The organism is Nocardia camponoti (assembly GCF_014646135.1).
Taxonomy (GTDB): domain Bacteria; phylum Actinomycetota; class Actinomycetes; order Mycobacteriales; family Mycobacteriaceae; genus Nocardia; species Nocardia camponoti.
In genome coordinates, this window is the sequence record NZ_BMMW01000001.1 from 701,422 (window position 1) to 717,168 (window position 15,747).

15 protein-coding genes are annotated in these 15,747 nt (G+C 65.2%); 3 read left to right on the forward strand and 12 right to left on the reverse strand.

The features are described 5' to 3' along the window. Positions 1–28: 28 nt before the first annotated feature. The 11 genes from IEX78_RS03185 to IEX78_RS03235 all read right to left on the reverse strand — a co-directional run bounded on the left by IEX78_RS03185 (position 29) and on the right by IEX78_RS03235 (position 10,618). The gene (locus IEX78_RS03185; RefSeq protein ID WP_188827176.1) at positions 29–1,699 is read right to left on the reverse strand and encodes an alpha/beta hydrolase; all 1,671 of its coding nucleotides are present in this window, start codon (positions 1,697–1,699) and stop codon (positions 29–31) included. 228 nt (positions 1,700–1,927) lie between these two features. Next, the gene (locus tag IEX78_RS03190; protein WP_229683678.1) at positions 1,928–2,653 is read right to left on the reverse strand and encodes a TetR/AcrR family transcriptional regulator; all 726 of its coding nucleotides are present in this window, start codon (positions 2,651–2,653) and stop codon (positions 1,928–1,930) included. Between the two features lie 95 nt (positions 2,654–2,748). Further along, entirely contained in the window at positions 2,749–3,075 is a 327-nt protein-coding gene (locus tag IEX78_RS03195) for a hypothetical protein (protein ID WP_188827177.1), read from the reverse strand. A gap of 116 nt (positions 3,076–3,191) precedes the next feature. Next, positions 3,192–3,563, reverse strand: coding sequence for an arsenate reductase family protein (locus IEX78_RS03200; protein WP_188827178.1), 372 nt, complete (start codon positions 3,561–3,563; stop codon positions 3,192–3,194). Positions 3,564–3,602: 39 nt separating this feature from the next. Continuing rightward, positions 3,603–4,733: an ABC transporter substrate-binding protein gene (locus IEX78_RS03205; RefSeq protein ID WP_188827179.1), complete on the reverse strand. Its 1,131-nt coding sequence runs from the start codon at positions 4,731–4,733 to the stop codon at positions 3,603–3,605. A 16-nt stretch (positions 4,734–4,749) separates the two neighbouring features. Then, positions 4,750–5,487, reverse strand: a complete 738-nt coding sequence (locus tag IEX78_RS03210; RefSeq protein ID WP_229683679.1) for an ABC transporter permease — start codon at positions 5,485–5,487, stop codon at positions 4,750–4,752. 29 nt (positions 5,488–5,516) lie between these two features. Continuing rightward, positions 5,517–6,326, reverse strand: coding sequence for an ABC transporter ATP-binding protein (locus IEX78_RS03215; RefSeq protein ID WP_188827181.1), 810 nt, complete (start codon positions 6,324–6,326; stop codon positions 5,517–5,519). After that, positions 6,323–7,264 (reverse strand): ABC transporter permease, encoded by a 942-nt coding sequence (locus tag IEX78_RS03220; protein WP_188827182.1) that lies wholly within the window; start codon positions 7,262–7,264, stop codon positions 6,323–6,325. The genes IEX78_RS03215 and IEX78_RS03220 overlap by 4 nt, the downstream gene beginning before the upstream one ends. A gap of 25 nt (positions 7,265–7,289) precedes the next feature. Next, positions 7,290–8,330, reverse strand: a complete 1,041-nt coding sequence (locus tag IEX78_RS03225; protein ID WP_188827183.1) for a TIGR03842 family LLM class F420-dependent oxidoreductase — start codon at positions 8,328–8,330, stop codon at positions 7,290–7,292. 24 nt (positions 8,331–8,354) lie between these two features. After that, positions 8,355–9,779, reverse strand: a complete 1,425-nt coding sequence (gene hydA / locus IEX78_RS03230) for a dihydropyrimidinase (protein WP_188827184.1) — start codon at positions 9,777–9,779, stop codon at positions 8,355–8,357. Next, entirely contained in the window at positions 9,779–10,618 is an 840-nt protein-coding gene (locus tag IEX78_RS03235; protein ID WP_188827185.1) for a nitrilase-related carbon-nitrogen hydrolase, read from the reverse strand. The genes hydA and IEX78_RS03235 overlap by 1 nt, the downstream gene beginning before the upstream one ends. A gap of 122 nt (positions 10,619–10,740) precedes the next feature. Between IEX78_RS03235 and IEX78_RS03240 the strand changes: the two genes are divergently transcribed. Both IEX78_RS03240 and IEX78_RS03245 read left to right on the forward strand, forming a co-directional pair. After that, positions 10,741–12,141, forward strand: coding sequence for an aminotransferase class I/II-fold pyridoxal phosphate-dependent enzyme (locus IEX78_RS03240; RefSeq protein ID WP_188827186.1), 1,401 nt, complete (start codon positions 10,741–10,743; stop codon positions 12,139–12,141). Between the two features lie 96 nt (positions 12,142–12,237). Next, positions 12,238–12,927, forward strand: a complete 690-nt coding sequence (locus tag IEX78_RS03245) for a peptidylprolyl isomerase (RefSeq protein WP_229683680.1) — start codon at positions 12,238–12,240, stop codon at positions 12,925–12,927. A 309-nt stretch (positions 12,928–13,236) separates the two neighbouring features. On the opposite strand, the gene arc is transcribed toward IEX78_RS03245, so the two are convergent. Continuing rightward, the gene (arc, locus tag IEX78_RS03250; protein WP_188827187.1) at positions 13,237–14,997 is read right to left on the reverse strand and encodes a proteasome ATPase; all 1,761 of its coding nucleotides are present in this window, start codon (positions 14,995–14,997) and stop codon (positions 13,237–13,239) included. A gap of 200 nt (positions 14,998–15,197) precedes the next feature. Between arc and IEX78_RS03255 the strand changes: the two genes are divergently transcribed. Next, complete coding sequence (locus IEX78_RS03255; protein ID WP_188827188.1) at positions 15,198–15,710, forward strand: WKL family lipoprotein; 513 nt, start codon at positions 15,198–15,200, stop codon at positions 15,708–15,710. The last annotated feature ends 37 nt before the right edge of the window (positions 15,711–15,747 follow it).

Sequence of the window (15,747 nt, forward strand, 5' to 3'; positions counted from 1 at the left end):
GCAGTTCCTTTCCTAGATCAGCGCGAATTCAGTTGTCGCCGCTCAACACCGAGCGCAGGCGTTCGGTGTCGGCGGGGGTCCAGCCGGGTAGGTCGAGGATCGCGGCCCACGCGTTGGCGATGTCGGCGCGGAACACGTGACCGTGGCCGTCAGGGACGTCGATGGACACGGCCATGTCGGCCGAGACCTGCAAGAACGTGATGACCGGGATCCAGCGGGTGCTCGACAGCACGTCATCGCCGCGCGGTTCGGCGAGCCAGTCGGGCTTTTGGAACAGCAGTTGCGGCGTCCACCAGGTGATCGGGTCCGACGCGTGCTGCAGATACACCACGCGTGGGCGGTCCCACGCGGTGGCGGGACGGCCCAGGTCGGGGGCGTCGGCGGCGAAGCGCACGGTTCGGCCGTCGCGGTAGATCGGCAGGATCTCCGGCGAGCGCGGGTCGCGGCGGGCGGTGACGTCGCGCCACACCGGGTTGTTCGAGGTGGGTCCGACGAAGAGCACGCCATCGGTGCGGGCGGCCATGTCGGCGATGCTGGAAAAGGCGGCCTCCCCACCGAAGGAGCCGAGGCTCTCACCGAAGAGAACCAGCTTGGGTCGGTGGTTGGCGGGCAGGGCGTCCCATTCGGCGTGCACGGCCTCGAACAGCGCTTGACCGGCTTGGCGGGCACGTTCCTGGTCGACGAGGAACGACAGCCAACTGGGCAGGAACGAGTACTGCATCCCGACGATCGCGCTGTCGCCGTTGGCGATGTATTCGATTCCCGCGGCGGTGGACTCGTTGACCCAGCCGGTTCCCGTCGTGGATGCCACGGCGAGCACCGCCCGGTCGAAACCACCCGTCCTGCGCAACTCGGCGACCGCGCGCACGGCTTCGGCCTGCAGGTTCGTCTCCGGGTCGAGCCCGCTGTAGACGCGAATCGGCTCGCGCGCTGGCCGGTGGTTGAACGCGGTCAGCTCGGTTTCGGTCGGCCCGTTCGACACGAAGATCCGACCCTGCTTGCCGAGCGAGTCCCAGCTCATCAGCGAGCCGGGGCCACCCGAGCGCAGCGGCGACGTGGGTTGCGGGGTGTCGGCGGAGGTCTCGTCGTTGACCGACTTGAAGATGTTGTTGAGCCCGGCCATCGCCACTTCGGCGACCACACCGTTAAGCAGCGCGATCGTGAGCGCGATCACGAGGATGCCCGCGATCACGGCCGCGATCCGCCGCGGCAGGATACGGGAGAGCCCGCGACTGACCCACCGCGCGACGGTGCGCGCGGCCCGCGCGCCGACGATCAGCAGCGCGAAGATCAGCAGGGAGATCACCACGATGATCGGGTACGCCGTCCACGACAGTCCGGCCACACCCATCAGCGACCGCAGCTCGCGCTGCCACGAGGAGTACCAGACCAGGACGGCGATCGAAATGCCAACGGCGACAACGGAACTGATGATGAGCGTGAGATTCGACGGACGGCGCAGCGGTCGCTCGACCAGCCAGACCGCGACCGCGACGACGGCCACGCCGACGCCATAGCCGAGCGCGCCGGTGGCCCCGGTGACCACGCCTTGGAACAGCGGTCCGCGCGGCAACAGGGAGGGGGTGAGTGAGAGCCATACGAAGACCAACGCGCCGACGAGTCCGCCAGAACTCAAGGCGCCGGGCAGTTTTCGCGCGAACCGACTGGGCGTGGCCGACGCCACCGTCTCGGCACTCATGAGACTCGACCAGACTCGTCGACATCGGTCACGGATGGTGTGAACCTCACGCGCGTCCCGTCTGCTAGCCGGTATTTCCGCCTTCCCGAGTGCGCAAATTCGCCGCTATTCCTCGGGTTGGCACCAATATAGGCACCGCTAGCAATCCGACAGCGGCGCTCGTGCCCGAGTCGTTCCAAATCGTAATATTGGCAACCAATCCAGCCATATAGCTACCGCGCAGCTAATTTAGCGCAGGCGGTCGGCGGGCGCGGGGGCCGCGTCTGGGGCGACCAACAGGTCGGCGATCAGCGAATCTCGTTGCAGCGGAACACCAAGACTGCGCGCGTTGCCTTCGAAAAGCGACAGCACCGATTCGGTGAGAATGCCCTGTACCTGCTCGGTCGACAGGGTGGGTTCGGTTTCCGCGCGCCAACTCGCGACCACCCCGTCGACGAGGCCAACCATGCCGAACGCCATCGGGCGCGCACGCGCCTTGTCGATCCCGAATCGGGCGAGGGTGGCCGCGAACAGGTCGGCGAGTTGGCCGCCCACCGCGCGCCCGGCACCGGACAACGCGGCCCCACCCTCCGGGGCCGCGTCGGCCAGGAACCGGTGGAGGCTGGGGTGCGCGTCGATCCAGTGCAGGTAGGTGCCGATGGCACCGCGCACAGCTTCACGCAACGTGCCCTTGGGCTGGAGCGCGGGCAGCAGTTCGGCGAGCAGCATCGACAGAATGCGGCGGCGGGCGAGCGCGTCGAGTTCAGCGCGACCGCCCACGTGCCGGTATACGACCGGGCGCGGCAACGCGAGCCGTTCGGCGATCAACTGCACGGAAATCTCGTGGCCGTGCTCTTCGATCACCTCGATCGCGGCGTCGACCATTTCCTCTCGACGCCGCTCCTTGTGCCCACGCCAGCGCGTCGCCCGTCCATCACCGACGGACTCGTCTTCGGAGGCAGATGCTGCTGTCACGGCCCCAACGATACCCGTGCGCACCATTGACCGAGACGCCCCGTTCCACTATCTTGCCGCCTGGTCAACGAGCATCCAGCGCGGCGATGCGCCCGTCACCAGGACTCGACGTACCACGCTTGCATGCTGAAGGGCAGGTCACACGCGGTCTCGGAGTGGTAGCCACCAAAGGCGGGCTGACCCCAGCGCTCGTAGCTGCTAGTCCAATTCCACCACGCCCAACACCTGACGTGCACCTGATGCCACACCAGGGAACCACCGCATTCGGAGAACGCGCCGGTGCCGGCGATGGGGTTGACCGTGCAATGACCGGGTCCCGCTGCTTGAGCTGGCGCGGCGACGAGCAAAGTCGACGCCCCAAGCAGCGCGGCCGCACCCGCACCGATGGCGATCTTACGAAGCGGTCCAACGGCAGATCTCATGACATACCTCCAACGAGAGTTGGTTCGTCTGATGTGAGCTATGTCATATCCTAGGCGATCGACGTTACCGTTTTATCCCAATAGTTACCGATGGGCAACCTAACGCCAGGCCCGCATCACCCCAACTTTTCCAGCGATTCCTCATCCCGAGCAACCACCGCGCGACCGTCGGGGGTCAGGACGATCGGGCGCTGGATCAGTTGGGGGTGCTCGGCCAATGCGGTCAGCCAGCGGTCGCGGTCGGCGGGATCGCGTGACCACTTCGCCATGCCAAGGTCCTTCGCCACCGGCTCCGCGGTGCGGGTGATGTCCCACGGGTTGACGCCAAGGCGGTCGACGACGGCGCGCAATTCCTCGACGGTGGGTGCGTCGTCGAGGTAGCGGCGCACCGTGTAGTCGACGCCGTTCTCGTCCAGACGTGCCAGTGCGGCGCGGCTTTTCGAGCAGCGGGGGTTGTGCCAAATCTCGGTGGTGGGCCCGGATGTCATGGCGTCAAGCCTAGTCCGGGCCCACGCACCGATTCGCTGCTACTTGCCGCCCTCAGTGGGCGTGACGGTCGTGGGTACGAAGTTCGTGCCCCGCACGTCAACGCCCGAGGCGGTGAGTTGGTCGAGCGCCTTGGTCACGTACTCGCTCGTCGACGCGGCCGCGTCGGGGTCCTTCGTCAGCACCGTCGCGCCCTCAGCGTTGCGGGTGTTGCGGGCGATGCGCACGGTCTGGTCCCACGACGCCTTGTCGATGGTGCCGATGCCCGACGGCGACGGCCAGATCAGCTTGTTTACCTCATTGATCTGCCACTGCTGATGGCCAGCACCCAAGGTCGCGCCCGCCGCGACGGTGATGTCGCGGCACTTGTCGAGGTTGTCGCGGCAGAACGCCCATCCCTTGAGCGAAGCGACGAGGAACTTCACCGTCTGATCCTGGTACGCCTTGTCTTTGAGCTTGTCAGTGTTGGCCCACAGCGCGTCTTGCAGCATCGCGACACCCTCGGCGTTCCAGTCGATCGTGGTGAAATCGGCTGCGGTGTACAGCTTTCCGGTCGCGGGGTTCTTCGTTTCCAACAGTTGCGCGTACTCGTTGTAGGACATGGCCTGGGCGGCGGCGATGTCGTGGGCGAGGAACGCGTTCATATCGAATTGCTGCTGAACGAGTTTCACGTCTTTGGCCGGGTCGAGACCAGCCTTGGTCATGCCCGCGAAAAGCTCAAATTCGTTGCCGTAGCCCCAGTTTCCGACGGTCTTGCCGCGCAATGCGGCGGCGTTGGTGATGTTGTCGGAAGCGAAAGCGACCTGCTTGGTTCCCGAACGCTGGAAGATCTGCGCGATCTCGGTGATGCCAGCGCCCGCTTCACGAGAGGCGAGCGCCTTGGGCACCCACGCGACGGCGTAGTCGGCCTGGCCTTGAGCCAGCACCGTCTGCGGGACGATGTCAGTGCCGCCGTCGAGAATCTCGACCGACAGCCCCTGCTCCTTGTAAAACCCCTGGTCAACGGCCGCGAGGTCCCCGGCGAACTGGCCCTGCTTGAACCACTGCAGTTGCAGCTTCACCTTGGTGAGGCCGTCGGCCGTGGTGGTTGACTCGGTCGTTGAACAGCCGGTCAGGGTCGCAACGGCGACCGCGACAGCGGCGGCCATCGTTGCTAGGCGGGAAATGGTCATCGGTGGAACTCCCTCATCAGTTCTTCGAAAACACGGTGGATCGGGCAGTGCGTGGTCGGCGGGTGAGGTTCTCAACCACCGCGACGGCGGCAAGAAAAAGCAGGCCGAGCACCATCGCGGCAACCACGTACGCCCATGCGCGTGGATAGGCGGTGTTCGCCGCCGCCGAGGTGATGCGCGAGCCAAGCCCGTTCTGGAGCCCGCCGAAGTATTCGGCGATGATCGCCGCGATCACCGCACCAGGGGCGGCGACGCGCAGACCGGTGAACAGCTGCGGCAGCGCGGCGGGGAGCCGCACGGTGCGCGTGAACTGCCAGCCGGTCACCGCGTAGGCGGTCATCAAATCGGTGTGCACCTTGGGCACTTGACGCAGCCCACGTGCGGCGGAAACGAACACCGGGAAGAACACGACGATCGCGACAACGAGGCGACGCGGGGTTTCGGTCGTCGTTGAATACATCGAGTTCAACAGAGGTGCGAGCGCGACGATCGGCACGGCGGCAGCCGCGGCGGCGAGCGGGCTCAGCAGCCCGTCGACCAGACGGAACCGGACAGCGACCATCGCCGCGACAAGCCCAAGGAACGCGCCGATGACGAATCCAATGAGCGCGTTGGCCCCCGTCGCGAGCGCGGCGTCGACGATGCGCGGGGCGTTGTCGACCAGTTGCGTCGCGATGGCAGTCGGCGCGGGCAACAGAAACGACGGCACACCAGCGACCACAGTGAGTAGCTGCCAGAGCCCAATGATGGTCACGCCCACCACAATTGGCGGCAGGAACGTTCTCATCGCAGATCCCGTCCACCAACGGTGGCTACCTCGTCGCCCCGCAACGCGGCGCGCACGGCGGCGACGGAGGCGAAGAACTCCGTCGATGAGCGAACGTCGGTGTCGGTGGCCGAACGCCCCCACCCGCCGGTCGACACGATGTCGCTGATGCGCCCTGGCCGCGCCGACAACACGACAACGCGATCAGACAGGTACACCGCTTCGGGGATCGAGTGCGTCACGAACACCACCGCCGCGCCGGTTTCGCGGGCGATGCGCAGCAGTTCACCCTGCATGTGTTCGCGCGTCATCTCGTCGAGCGCACCGAACGGTTCGTCCATCAGCAACAGTCCCGGCGTGCGGGCGAGCGCACGGGCGATGGCGACGCGCTGCTGCATCCCGCCCGACAGTTCAGCCGGGTAGCGGTTCGCGAAGTCGGTGAGCCCGGCCATCTTCAGCAGTTCAGCGCTGCGGGCCCGTCGCGTTTTCTTGTCGACGCCGTGCAGTTCCAGCGGCAGTTCAACATTCGCGGCAACGGTCCGCCAATCGAGCAGACCAGCCTGCTGGAAGGCGATGCCGTAGTCCTGGTCAAGCCGGGCCTGTCGGGCGGTCTTGCCGCCGACGAGGACGCTGCCGGTCGATGGCTGCTCAAGGTCGGCGATGATGCGCAACAGTGTCGACTTGCCGCAGCCCGATGGGCCGATCAGCGAAACGAATTCGCCTGCGGCAACAGTCAATTCGATGTCAGTCAGCGCGGTGACCGCGCCAGCGGTGAACGTTTTGCCTACCGCGCTCAAGGCAACAGCGGGCGGGGTGGGAGAACTCATGGACGAACTTCCTGCGATGAGGTGCCCGGCGGATGGTTGTAGCGCCGCAACGCGCGTTCGACCAACCCGACGACACCGGTGAGGACGAGACCAAGGAGCGCGGCGGCAGCGACAGCGGCGTAAAGCCGCGCGGCGTCGCCGGTCGCCTGTTGCGAGAAGACAATGATCTGGCGACCGATCCCGCCCGCAGTCCCGGTGGAGATCTCCGCGACGACCGCGCCGATCACCGCAGCCGCGGCTGACAGTCGCAACGCCGGCAGCATCGACGGCACCGCTGCGGGAAAACGCAACTTGCGCAACGTCGCCCACCAACTAGCCGACGCGCTGTGCATCAACTCGACCGACGCCGTCGATGGACTCGACAACCCGCGCAGCGTGCCGAGGCAGACCGGGAAGAACGCGAGGTAGGCGGCGATCACGACGATGCTCATCCACGGCTGCCACGGTTGACCACCGATGGCGAGTTTGCCGCCCCACGCCGCAACAAGCGGCGCGAGCGCGATCAGCGGAACAGTCTGCGACGCAACAACATACGGAAGCAGACCGCGCTCTAACACCGAGAACCGTTGCATCGCAACAGCTACCGCGATGCCGATGACCGTGCCGACAACCAGTGCGCCCAGTGCGAGCGACAGGGTGAACCCACCCGTGCGCAGCAACGTGGCACCAACGGTCCCGGCACCATCGCGCTCACCGAGCACCGCGACAACCGACCACACGTGCGGCAGCGCGCCGTCGGTGGTTCGTGGCAGCACGCGAGTTTCCCCGATGCTGATGCCGTTCGCAGGAACAACCAGCTTGATGAACTCCCACAGCGCGGCCACCGCGACGAACGCGGCGATGGCGTAGCCGATGCGAGCGTGATTCGCGGATGGTCGCCACCCGCCGACAACCGTGCTGACCGGGGTGACCGCTACCTCTACCGCGTTCGCCGTCATCGACGCCTCCGCAGCCAACGATGCTTCATCGCGTCACCTCGCGCGTCGCGGTGACCGGCTGTTTAAGCCGGGGCAGCACCCGCTCGCCGTAGGCGTCGAGCGTCGCGGTCTTGGCGTCGTGCTGCAGATATACCGCGAACTGGTCGACCCCGAGCTTCTCCAGTTCGATCAGTCGCTCGACGTGCTCATCCGGGCTGCCAAGCAGGCAGAACCGGTCGATGATCTCGTCGGGAACGAAGTCAGCGTGGGTGTTGCCCGCTTGGCCGTGCTGGTTGTAGTCATAGCCCGCGCGCCCGGCGATGTAGTCGGTGAGCGCGGCCGGAACCTCCCCGTCCGCACCGTATTTCGCGACGATGTCAGCGACGTGGTTGCCGACCATCCCGCCAAACCAGCGACACTGTTCGCGCGCATGCGCCAACCCTTCGGCCGACCCATCGGTCACATACGCCGGTGCCGCGACACAGATTTTCACCGACAGCGGATCACGCCCGGCCGCAGCCGCCGCCGCGCGCACCTTCGCGATGGTCCACGCGGTGATGTCGGGGTCGGCCAGTTGCAGGATGAACCCGTCGGCCACCTCGCCGGTGAGCTCAAGCGCTTTGGGCCCGTATCCGGCGACCCACACGTCGAGTCGGGAATCGCCCGCCCACGGGAATCGCACCTCGGTTTCGCCGATCACCGCGCTGCGCCCGTTGCCGAGTTCGCGGATCACGTTGACCGATTCCCGAAGTGCCGCAAGGGTTGTCGGGCGATGCCCCAGGGTGCGCACCGCCGAGTCGCCGCGCCCGATCCCGCAAATCGTGCGATTGCCGAACATCTCGTTGAGCGTCGCGAAGGTCGACGCGGTGACGGTCTGGTCGCGCGTTGCCGGGTTGGTGACCATCGGCCCGACAATCACCTTGCGGGTTGCCGCCAAAATCTGGCTGTAGATCACATACGGTTCCTGCCACAGCAGATGCGAGTCGAAGGTCCAGACGTGCGAAAAGCCGTGTGTCTCTGCCACTCTGGCGAGTTCGATCACTCGCGATGAGGGCGGCGTGCACTGAAGGACCACACCAATGTCCATGGGGCACTGTCCCTTTCGTTCGCGTTAGATGAGGTTCTGCGAGAGGTCACGGCGAATGAAGCGACCGTGACCGGCACTGCCGAGGTAGGCGCCGTCGTCAACGACGATGCGCCCACGCGACAGCACGGTGTCGACGTGACCGTCGATTTCGAAGCCCTCCCACGCCGAGTGATCCATGTTCATGTGATGCGTTTTGCCCGGACCAACGCCAATGCTGGTGTGGCCGTTGGGGTCATACACCACGATGTCGGCATCAGCACCGGGCGAGATGACGCCCTTGCGCGGATACATCCCGAACATGCGCGCTGGCGTCGTGCAGCACACGTCGACCCAGCGTTCGAGCGAGATCAACCCGTTTTTCACCCCTTGGAACAGCAGGTCCATCCGATGTTCGACGCCGCCGATCCCGTTGGGAATCTTGCTGAAATCGCCTACGCCAAGCTCTTTTTGGTCTTTCATGCAGAACGGACAGTGGTCGGTACTGACCGCCGTGACGTCACCGGTGCGCAGGTAGCGCCACAGTTCGTCCTGATGACCCTCCGCGCGCGAGCGCAGCGGCGTGGAACACACCCACTTCGCGCCTTCGAAACCTGGTGCGCCCAACTGTTCTTCGAGCGACAGGTACAGATACTGCGGACATGTTTCGGCGAAGACGTTCTGCCCGTTGCCACGCGCGGTCGCGATCTGTTCCATCGCCTGCTTGGCCGAGACGTGCACGATATACAAAGGGGCGTCGGTCAATTGGGCCAGCATGATGGCTCGGTGCGTGGCTTCCTCTTCCATCTGCCACGGCCGTGACGTGCCGTGGAAATAGGGCGCGGTGTCGCCACGGGCGAGCGCCTGTTCGACCAAAACGTCGATGGCGATGCCATTTTCGGCGTGCATCATCATCAGCGCGCCCAACTCCCCCGCCGACTGCATCGCCCGCAGGATCTGCCCGTCAGTGGAGTAGAAAACACCGGGATAGGCCATGAACAGCTTGAAACTCGTGACGCCCTCGGAAACGAGTTCGCTCATGCCCTTGAGGGATTCGTCGTTGACCTCACCGATGATCTGGTGAAATCCGTAGTCGATCGCGCACTGCCCCGCGGCTTTGCCGTGCCATTCGGCCAGCGTGTCCTGCACGCGCTGACCCGGCTTCTGCACCGCGAAGTCGACGATGGTCGTCGTGCCACCCCATGCCGCGGCGCGCGTGCCGGTTTCGAAGGTGTCGCTTGCCTCGGTGCCACCGAACGGCAACTGCATGTGCGTGTGGCCGTCGACGCCGCCGGGGATCACGTATTTGCCAGTCGCGTCGATAACCACGTCAGCGTCGGCGGCGAGGTCGGCACCAAGCGCCGTCGACCCAGGTTGCAGGACCGCGACGATGGTTTCGCCGTCAATGAGCACGTCAAGGAGCTGGGAACCGGTGGAGCTCACCACGGTTCCGCCGCGAATGAAAGTACGCATTACGGTGCCACCAACGGGCCGTAGGCATCCGGGCGCCGATCGCGATAGAAGGCCCATCGTTCACGCACGGTCTTGATCAAATCGAGGTCGAGGTCGCGGACGACCAGTTCCGGGGCCGTGTCGGAGGCGACGTCACCAACGAATTTGCCTTCGGGATCAACGAAATAGCTGGTTCCGTAGAAATCGTCGTCGCCGTATTCGCTTTCAATACCAACGCGATTGATGGCACCGACGAAATACTCGTTCGCTACCGCTGACGCGGGCTGTTCGAGCTTCCACAGGTAGCTCGACAGTCCACGCGAGGTGGCCGACGGATTAAACACGATTTGCGCCCCAGCGAGACCAAGCGCGCGCCAGCCTTCGGGGAAGTGGCGGTCGTAGCAGATGTAGACGCCAACCTTGCCGACGGCGGTGTCGAACACCGGCCAGCCGAGGTTGCCCGGGCGGAAGTAGAACTTCTCCCAGAAGCCGTTGACCTGCGGGATGTGATGCTTGCGGTACTTGCCCAAATACGTTCCGTCAGCGTCGATGACCGCCGCGGTGTTGTAGAGCAGCCCGTCCATCTCGCGCTCGTAGACCGGCAACACCATCACCATATTCAGCTCACGCGCCAGCGCGGCGAAGCGCTCGGTGGTGGGGCCGGGCACCGATTCGGCGTACTCGTAATACTGCGGGTCCTGCACCTGACAGAAATAGGGCCCGTAGAACAGCTCCTGGAAGCAGATCACCTGCGCGCCCTGCGCCGCGGCCTGCCTCGCGTAGTCCTCGTGGGCTTTGATCATGGATTCTTTGTCGCCAGTCCATTCGGTCTGAACTAGCGCTGCTCTAACGATTCCCATGCTTTGTTATACTGCACGAATAACTGATTCCGTTGTGTTACAAGAAGGCGGAAACAGTTTCGCAATCGTAAATCTTGGCGTCGCGGGTAAAACCGCCGTGCGCGCGGCAGCAGAATGAGGTCATGACCGACGAATCGCCCAGTGCGCTACCGAGCGAATTCGTCTCCGATCTCGACGACCGCACCGCGGCGGGCATTGCCGCCGCGGTCAGCCGTCGCATTCGCTCCGGTGGCCTCAGCCCCGGCACCCGCCTGCCCACCGTCCGCGACGTCGCACGTGAGCTGCGCGTCTCCCCCGCCACGGTCAGCCAGGCGTGGCGCGCCCTGTCGGCTACCGGCGCGATCGTCGCGCGCGGGCGAGCGGGCACCTTTGTTGGCGAGGTGCCGAGCGAACCAGCCGTCGGCCGCTATCAGCGCCTGCATTCCCCGTCCGACAACGCTTTTCGCGTCGACCTTTCGCGCGGCACCCCCGACCCCGCACTGCTGCCCGACCTCGCCGAAGCCCTGCGCGCGTTGTCGCGCGACACCGCCCCCGGCGACCTGTCCGCGCACTACCTTGGCGAAGCGGTACTACCGGAACTCGTTGACGCGGTGACGCGCGATTGGCCTTGGGCCACCGAACGTTTCGCGGTGTTCGACGGCGCGCTCGACGCGGTCGACCGTCTCCTTGCCGCCCACGTGCGCTTCGGCGACCACGTCATCGTCGAAGACCCTTGCTTCCCACCGTTTCTCGACCTTCTCGCCCGCATCGGCGCGCGACCGGTCGCGGTCCCATTAGATGAATCCGGTTTCCGCCCAACCGAATTCGCCCGTGCCTTCGACGAGGTGAGCCCGCGCGCGGTGATCTTGCAGCCACGCGCCAACAACCCCACCGGCGCGTCACTCTCAGCAACCCGCGTGCGTGAACTCGCGACCATCCTCGCCGAAGACCCCGCCCTCATCATCGAAGACGACCACTCGGCGGGCATCGCCCACACTCCCCTGCGCTCACTCGCCGCACGCTTCCCCGATCGCGGCGTGTATTTGCGCTCGTACTCGAAATCGCATGGCGCTGACCTGCGCCTTGCCGTCGTCGGCGGGCCAGCCGCGCTGCTCGATCCGGTCCTTGAGCGGCGGATGCTCGGGCCTGGCTGGTCGAGTCGACTCCTACAACGCGTCTTGCTCACCATGCTCGGCGACGACGACGCGTGCGCGACCGTCGCCGCCGCCGCAACGCGCTACCGCGCCCGCGCGACCGCGTTGCGTCGCGCGCTCGCCCGCGAAGGCGTCGAGGTAGCGGCAGGCGACGGCATTAATGTGTGGTTGCCCGTCAACGACGAGAACGCGGCGATGATCAGCCTCGCGGCAGCGGGCGTCAAGGCCGCACCTGGCGGCCCCTTTGAAGTCAGCGCCAACCCCGATTTCGACCACCTGCGCCTTACCCTCGGCGCGCTCGACGACACCGTCGACTTAGCTTGGCTCGCAACCGAATTGGCGACGGCGGCGAAAGCGACGCCAACCTATCGCCGGGTCCGTCGCGCCTAATCGCGCATCAGCAATCTGGTGAACTCTCCCAACGCGGACGCGGACCTGGCAGGATGCGCGTGACATCACTGCCGCCGAAAGGGAGAACCCAGCAAGGTGAGCACCACATCGCTTGACCGCCAATCCCGCACTGTCCGACGCGCAGTCGGCGTGACGCTAGCCATGAGCGCGGTCGCGACCGCGGTCCTCGGGCTCGTTCCCGGCGGCACCGCGCCCGCCCAGGCCGTCGCGAACTGCGTCGCCGCTGCGCCCGGCACCCCGAACGGCAAGCAGTGGCCAACCGAGCCACCGCTGACCATCGACCCGAGCGCCACCTACACCGCCAACCTCGAAACCACGTGCGGGACAATCACTATCGCCCTCGACGCCGCCGCTGCCCCGCGCACGGTGAACTCGTTCAGCTTCCTCGCAGGCGAAGGCTACTTCGACCACACCCGCTGCCACCGCCTCGTCACCGACGGCATTTACGTGTTGCAGTGCGGCGACCCCACCGCCACCGGCATGGGCGGACCCGGCTACAAGTTCGGCGATGAGAACCTCGCGGGCGCGGTCTACCCGGCGGGCACCGTCGCGATGGCGAACGCGGGCCCGGCAACCAACGGCAGCCAGTTCTTCCTCGTCTACCGCGACACCACGCTGCCGCCGAACTACACCCCGTTCGGCCGCATCACCTCGGGACTTGAGGTACTCACGTCCGTCGCGGCGGCAGGGGTCAAGGGCCCAGTGCCCGACGGCACCCCGGTCGCTGACGTGACGCTGAACGCGGTCACCACCGCACGCGGCTAACCAACGGCAACGGCCGCACTCCCGTATGCTGGAGTGCGGCCGTTTGGCACTGGCGTTAGCGCGAAGGAATTAACCCGCGCTGATCGAGCTGAACAGGTTCTGAATGGTCAGCAAGATAACTTCGGCCAGAAAGTTCGCGGCGGAACCGGTCATGATCACATCTCCTCATCGGCGAGCCCGCAAGATCGGCTCGGTCGAGTGAAGCATGCCCTATTCACACCAGGTGCGGCGAGCGTTTCGCTGAAAAATACGGACTAAATTCACCAAATGTTGGTCGCGGCCACAGCCGCGACCACCATTCGACCCGACTTACAGGTACTGACCGGTGTTGGACTCAGTGTCGATCGCCCGGCTCGCCGACGCGTTCTTGCCCGTGACGAGCGTGCGAATGTAGACGATCCGCTCGCCCTTCTTGCCCGAGATCCGCGCCCAGTCGTCGGGGTTGGTCGTGTTGGGCAGGTCTTCGTTTTCGGCGAACTCGTCGACGATGGAGTCGAAGAGGTGCTGAATCCGCAGACCCGGGTTGCCCGTGTCGAGCACCGACTTGATCGCGTACTTCTTGGCACGGTCGACGATGTTCTGGATCATCGCGCCCGAGTTGAAGTCCTTGAAGTACAAGACCTCCTTGTCGCCGTTGGCGTAGGTGACTTCAAGGAAGCGGTTCTCGTCGCTCTCGGCGTACATCCGGTCGACGACCTTCTCGATCATCGCCTCAACCGTTGCCTGCTTGTCGCCGTCGAACTCACGCACGTCGACCTCGTGCAGCGGCAGCGTCTCGGTGAGGTACTTCGAGAAGATGTCCTGCGCCGACTCGGCGTCCGGCCGCTCGATCTTGATCTTGACGTCAAGACGGCCGGGCCGCAGGATCGCGGGGTCGATCATGTCTTCGCGGTTGGACGCGCCAATCACGATGACGTTCTCGAGGCCCTCAACGCCGTCGATCTCCGAAAGCAGCTGCGGCACAACGGTTGTCTCCACATCGGAGGAGACTCCGGAACCACGGGTACGGAAGATCGAGTCCATCTCGTCGAAGAACACGATCACCGGGGTGCCTTCGGACGCCTTCTCGCGCGCACGCTGGAAGATGATCCGAATGTGGCGCTCGGTCTCGCCGACGAACTTGTTGAGCAGCTCGGGACCCTTGATGTTGAGGAAGAAGGACTTAGCCTCCTTGGCATCCTCACCACGGGCTTCGGCGATCTTCTTCGCGAGCGAGTTGGCGACGGCCTTGGCGATGAGCGTCTTACCGCAGCCGGGCGGACCGTAGAGCAGCACACCCTTGGGCGGGCGAAGCGCGTACTCGCGGAACAGGTCCTTGTGCAAGAACGGCAGTTCGACCGCGTCGCGGATCTGCTCGATCTGGCGACCAAGGCCACCGATGTCGGTGTAGTCGACGTCTGGAACCTCTTCCAGCACAAGGTCTTCCACCTCGGCCTTGGGCACACGCTCGAACGCGAAGCCCGCCTTGGTGTCGACGAGCAGCGAATCGCCTGGGCGCAGTTTGCGAATGGGCGAATCGGGGTCTTCGAGATCGTCGGCGTCGGCCAGCTTCGCGAGCGGGCCGGCCAGCCAAACGACGCGTTCCTCGTCGGCGTGACCGACGACGAGCGCGCGGCGGCTGTCGTCGAGAATCTCACGCAGCGTGCCGATTTCACCGATCGCGTCGAACGCGCACGCCTCGACGATAGTGAGCGCCTCGTTGAGCCGCACGGTCTGGCCGTACTCAAGGCCGGTGGCTTCGATGTTGGGCGAGCAGGTGAGCCGCATCTTGCGCCCCGAGGTGAAGACGTCGACGGTCTGATCCTCGTAGGTGTCGATCACAATGCCGTAGCCGCTCGGGGGCTGCCCAAGGCGGTCGACTTCTTCCCGCAACGCGATGAGCTGCTGGCGAGCCTCTTTGAGGGTCTCCATCAACTTGCCGTTGCGGATGGTTAGTGAATCGATGCGCGCTTCCAATTCGCGTGCGTGATCCGGAGAGTCGGCGAGTTGTCTGCGAAGAGCAGCCGCCTCGGCGCGTACCGCCTCGAGTTCTCGCCAGGCCGCCGAATCCGAATTCTCGTTGGGGCTCATGATGCTGCTCCTCCCAGTCCCGGTCTTTCAACGCTACCGGGCGCGGTCCGTTCTCGCTTTCCGACATGGTTTCGTCGTGATCACATCTTGTACGGTCGGTACGACATCGACCGCCAAATTGGCCGTGTTAGGCTCGCCTAACATCCCAATCGGGGTCTCCAGCGAGCTCGCTCGCTATCGAGTTGAAAGGTTGTGAGAGTATGCTCCCCGCCTTCCGTCGCACCTTCGCCACCGCTTGCGCGGCACTTGCCGTGACCGCAGGAGTGGCCGCGTGCGGCAGCTCCGATGATGACAACAACCACACGAACCATTCCAGCATTTCCGCGACGGCACCAAGTAATTCGTCGACCTCGGCTGCCGCAGCGGCAACCGCACCGACGGCCGAGGCGTTGCAGGCCACTCTCACACAGTTCTCTGACCCCACTATTCCCACCGACGCCAAGACCAAACTCATCGTCAACGGCGACGCGCGCAAGGGCAACATCGACAAGATGAACGCGCTGCTCGCCAACTACGGCACGCTCAGTTACGCGATCGCCAACGTCAACACCAACGGCACGACAACCACCGCCGACGTCACGGTCACCTCACCGCACGGCACCCCGCCCGCGTTCCCGCTCACCTGGGAGTACGTCGACGGGTCGTGGAAGATCTCCGATGTCAGCGGCTGCTTGCTGATGGGCCTCGCCCAAGCACCGTGCGTTCCGCAGTGAACTAAGTAGTTTTCCGGCTGTGTGGGCGGCCGATACC

Bases quoted from the DNA above. Each gene is read 5' to 3' on its own strand.
- IEX78_RS03220 (WP_188827182.1), bottom strand. From the start codon at position 7,264: ATGACGGCGAACGCGGTAGAGGTAGCGGTCACCCCGGTCAGCACGGTT.
- IEX78_RS03225 (WP_188827183.1), bottom strand. From the start codon at position 8,330: ATGGACATTGGTGTGGTCCTTCAGTGCACGCCGCCCTCATCGCGAGTG.
- arc (WP_188827187.1), bottom strand. From the start codon at position 14,997: ATGAGCCCCAACGAGAATTCGGATTCGGCGGCCTGGCGAGAACTCGAG.
- IEX78_RS03195 (WP_188827177.1), bottom strand. From the start codon at position 3,075: ATGAGATCTGCCGTTGGACCGCTTCGTAAGATCGCCATCGGTGCGGGT.
- IEX78_RS03205 (WP_188827179.1), bottom strand. From the start codon at position 4,733: ATGACCATTTCCCGCCTAGCAACGATGGCCGCCGCTGTCGCGGTCGCC.
- IEX78_RS03240 (WP_188827186.1), top strand. From the start codon at position 10,741: ATGACCGACGAATCGCCCAGTGCGCTACCGAGCGAATTCGTCTCCGAT.
- IEX78_RS03200 (WP_188827178.1), bottom strand. From the start codon at position 3,563: ATGACATCCGGGCCCACCACCGAGATTTGGCACAACCCCCGCTGCTCG.
- IEX78_RS03215 (WP_188827181.1), bottom strand. From the start codon at position 6,326: ATGAGTTCTCCCACCCCGCCCGCTGTTGCCTTGAGCGCGGTAGGCAAA.
- IEX78_RS03255 (WP_188827188.1), top strand. From the start codon at position 15,198: ATGCTCCCCGCCTTCCGTCGCACCTTCGCCACCGCTTGCGCGGCACTT.
- IEX78_RS03185 (WP_188827176.1), bottom strand. From the start codon at position 1,699: ATGAGTGCCGAGACGGTGGCGTCGGCCACGCCCAGTCGGTTCGCGCGA.
- IEX78_RS03235 (WP_188827185.1), bottom strand. From the start codon at position 10,618: ATGGGAATCGTTAGAGCAGCGCTAGTTCAGACCGAATGGACTGGCGAC.
- hydA (WP_188827184.1), bottom strand. From the start codon at position 9,779: ATGCGTACTTTCATTCGCGGCGGAACCGTGGTGAGCTCCACCGGTTCC.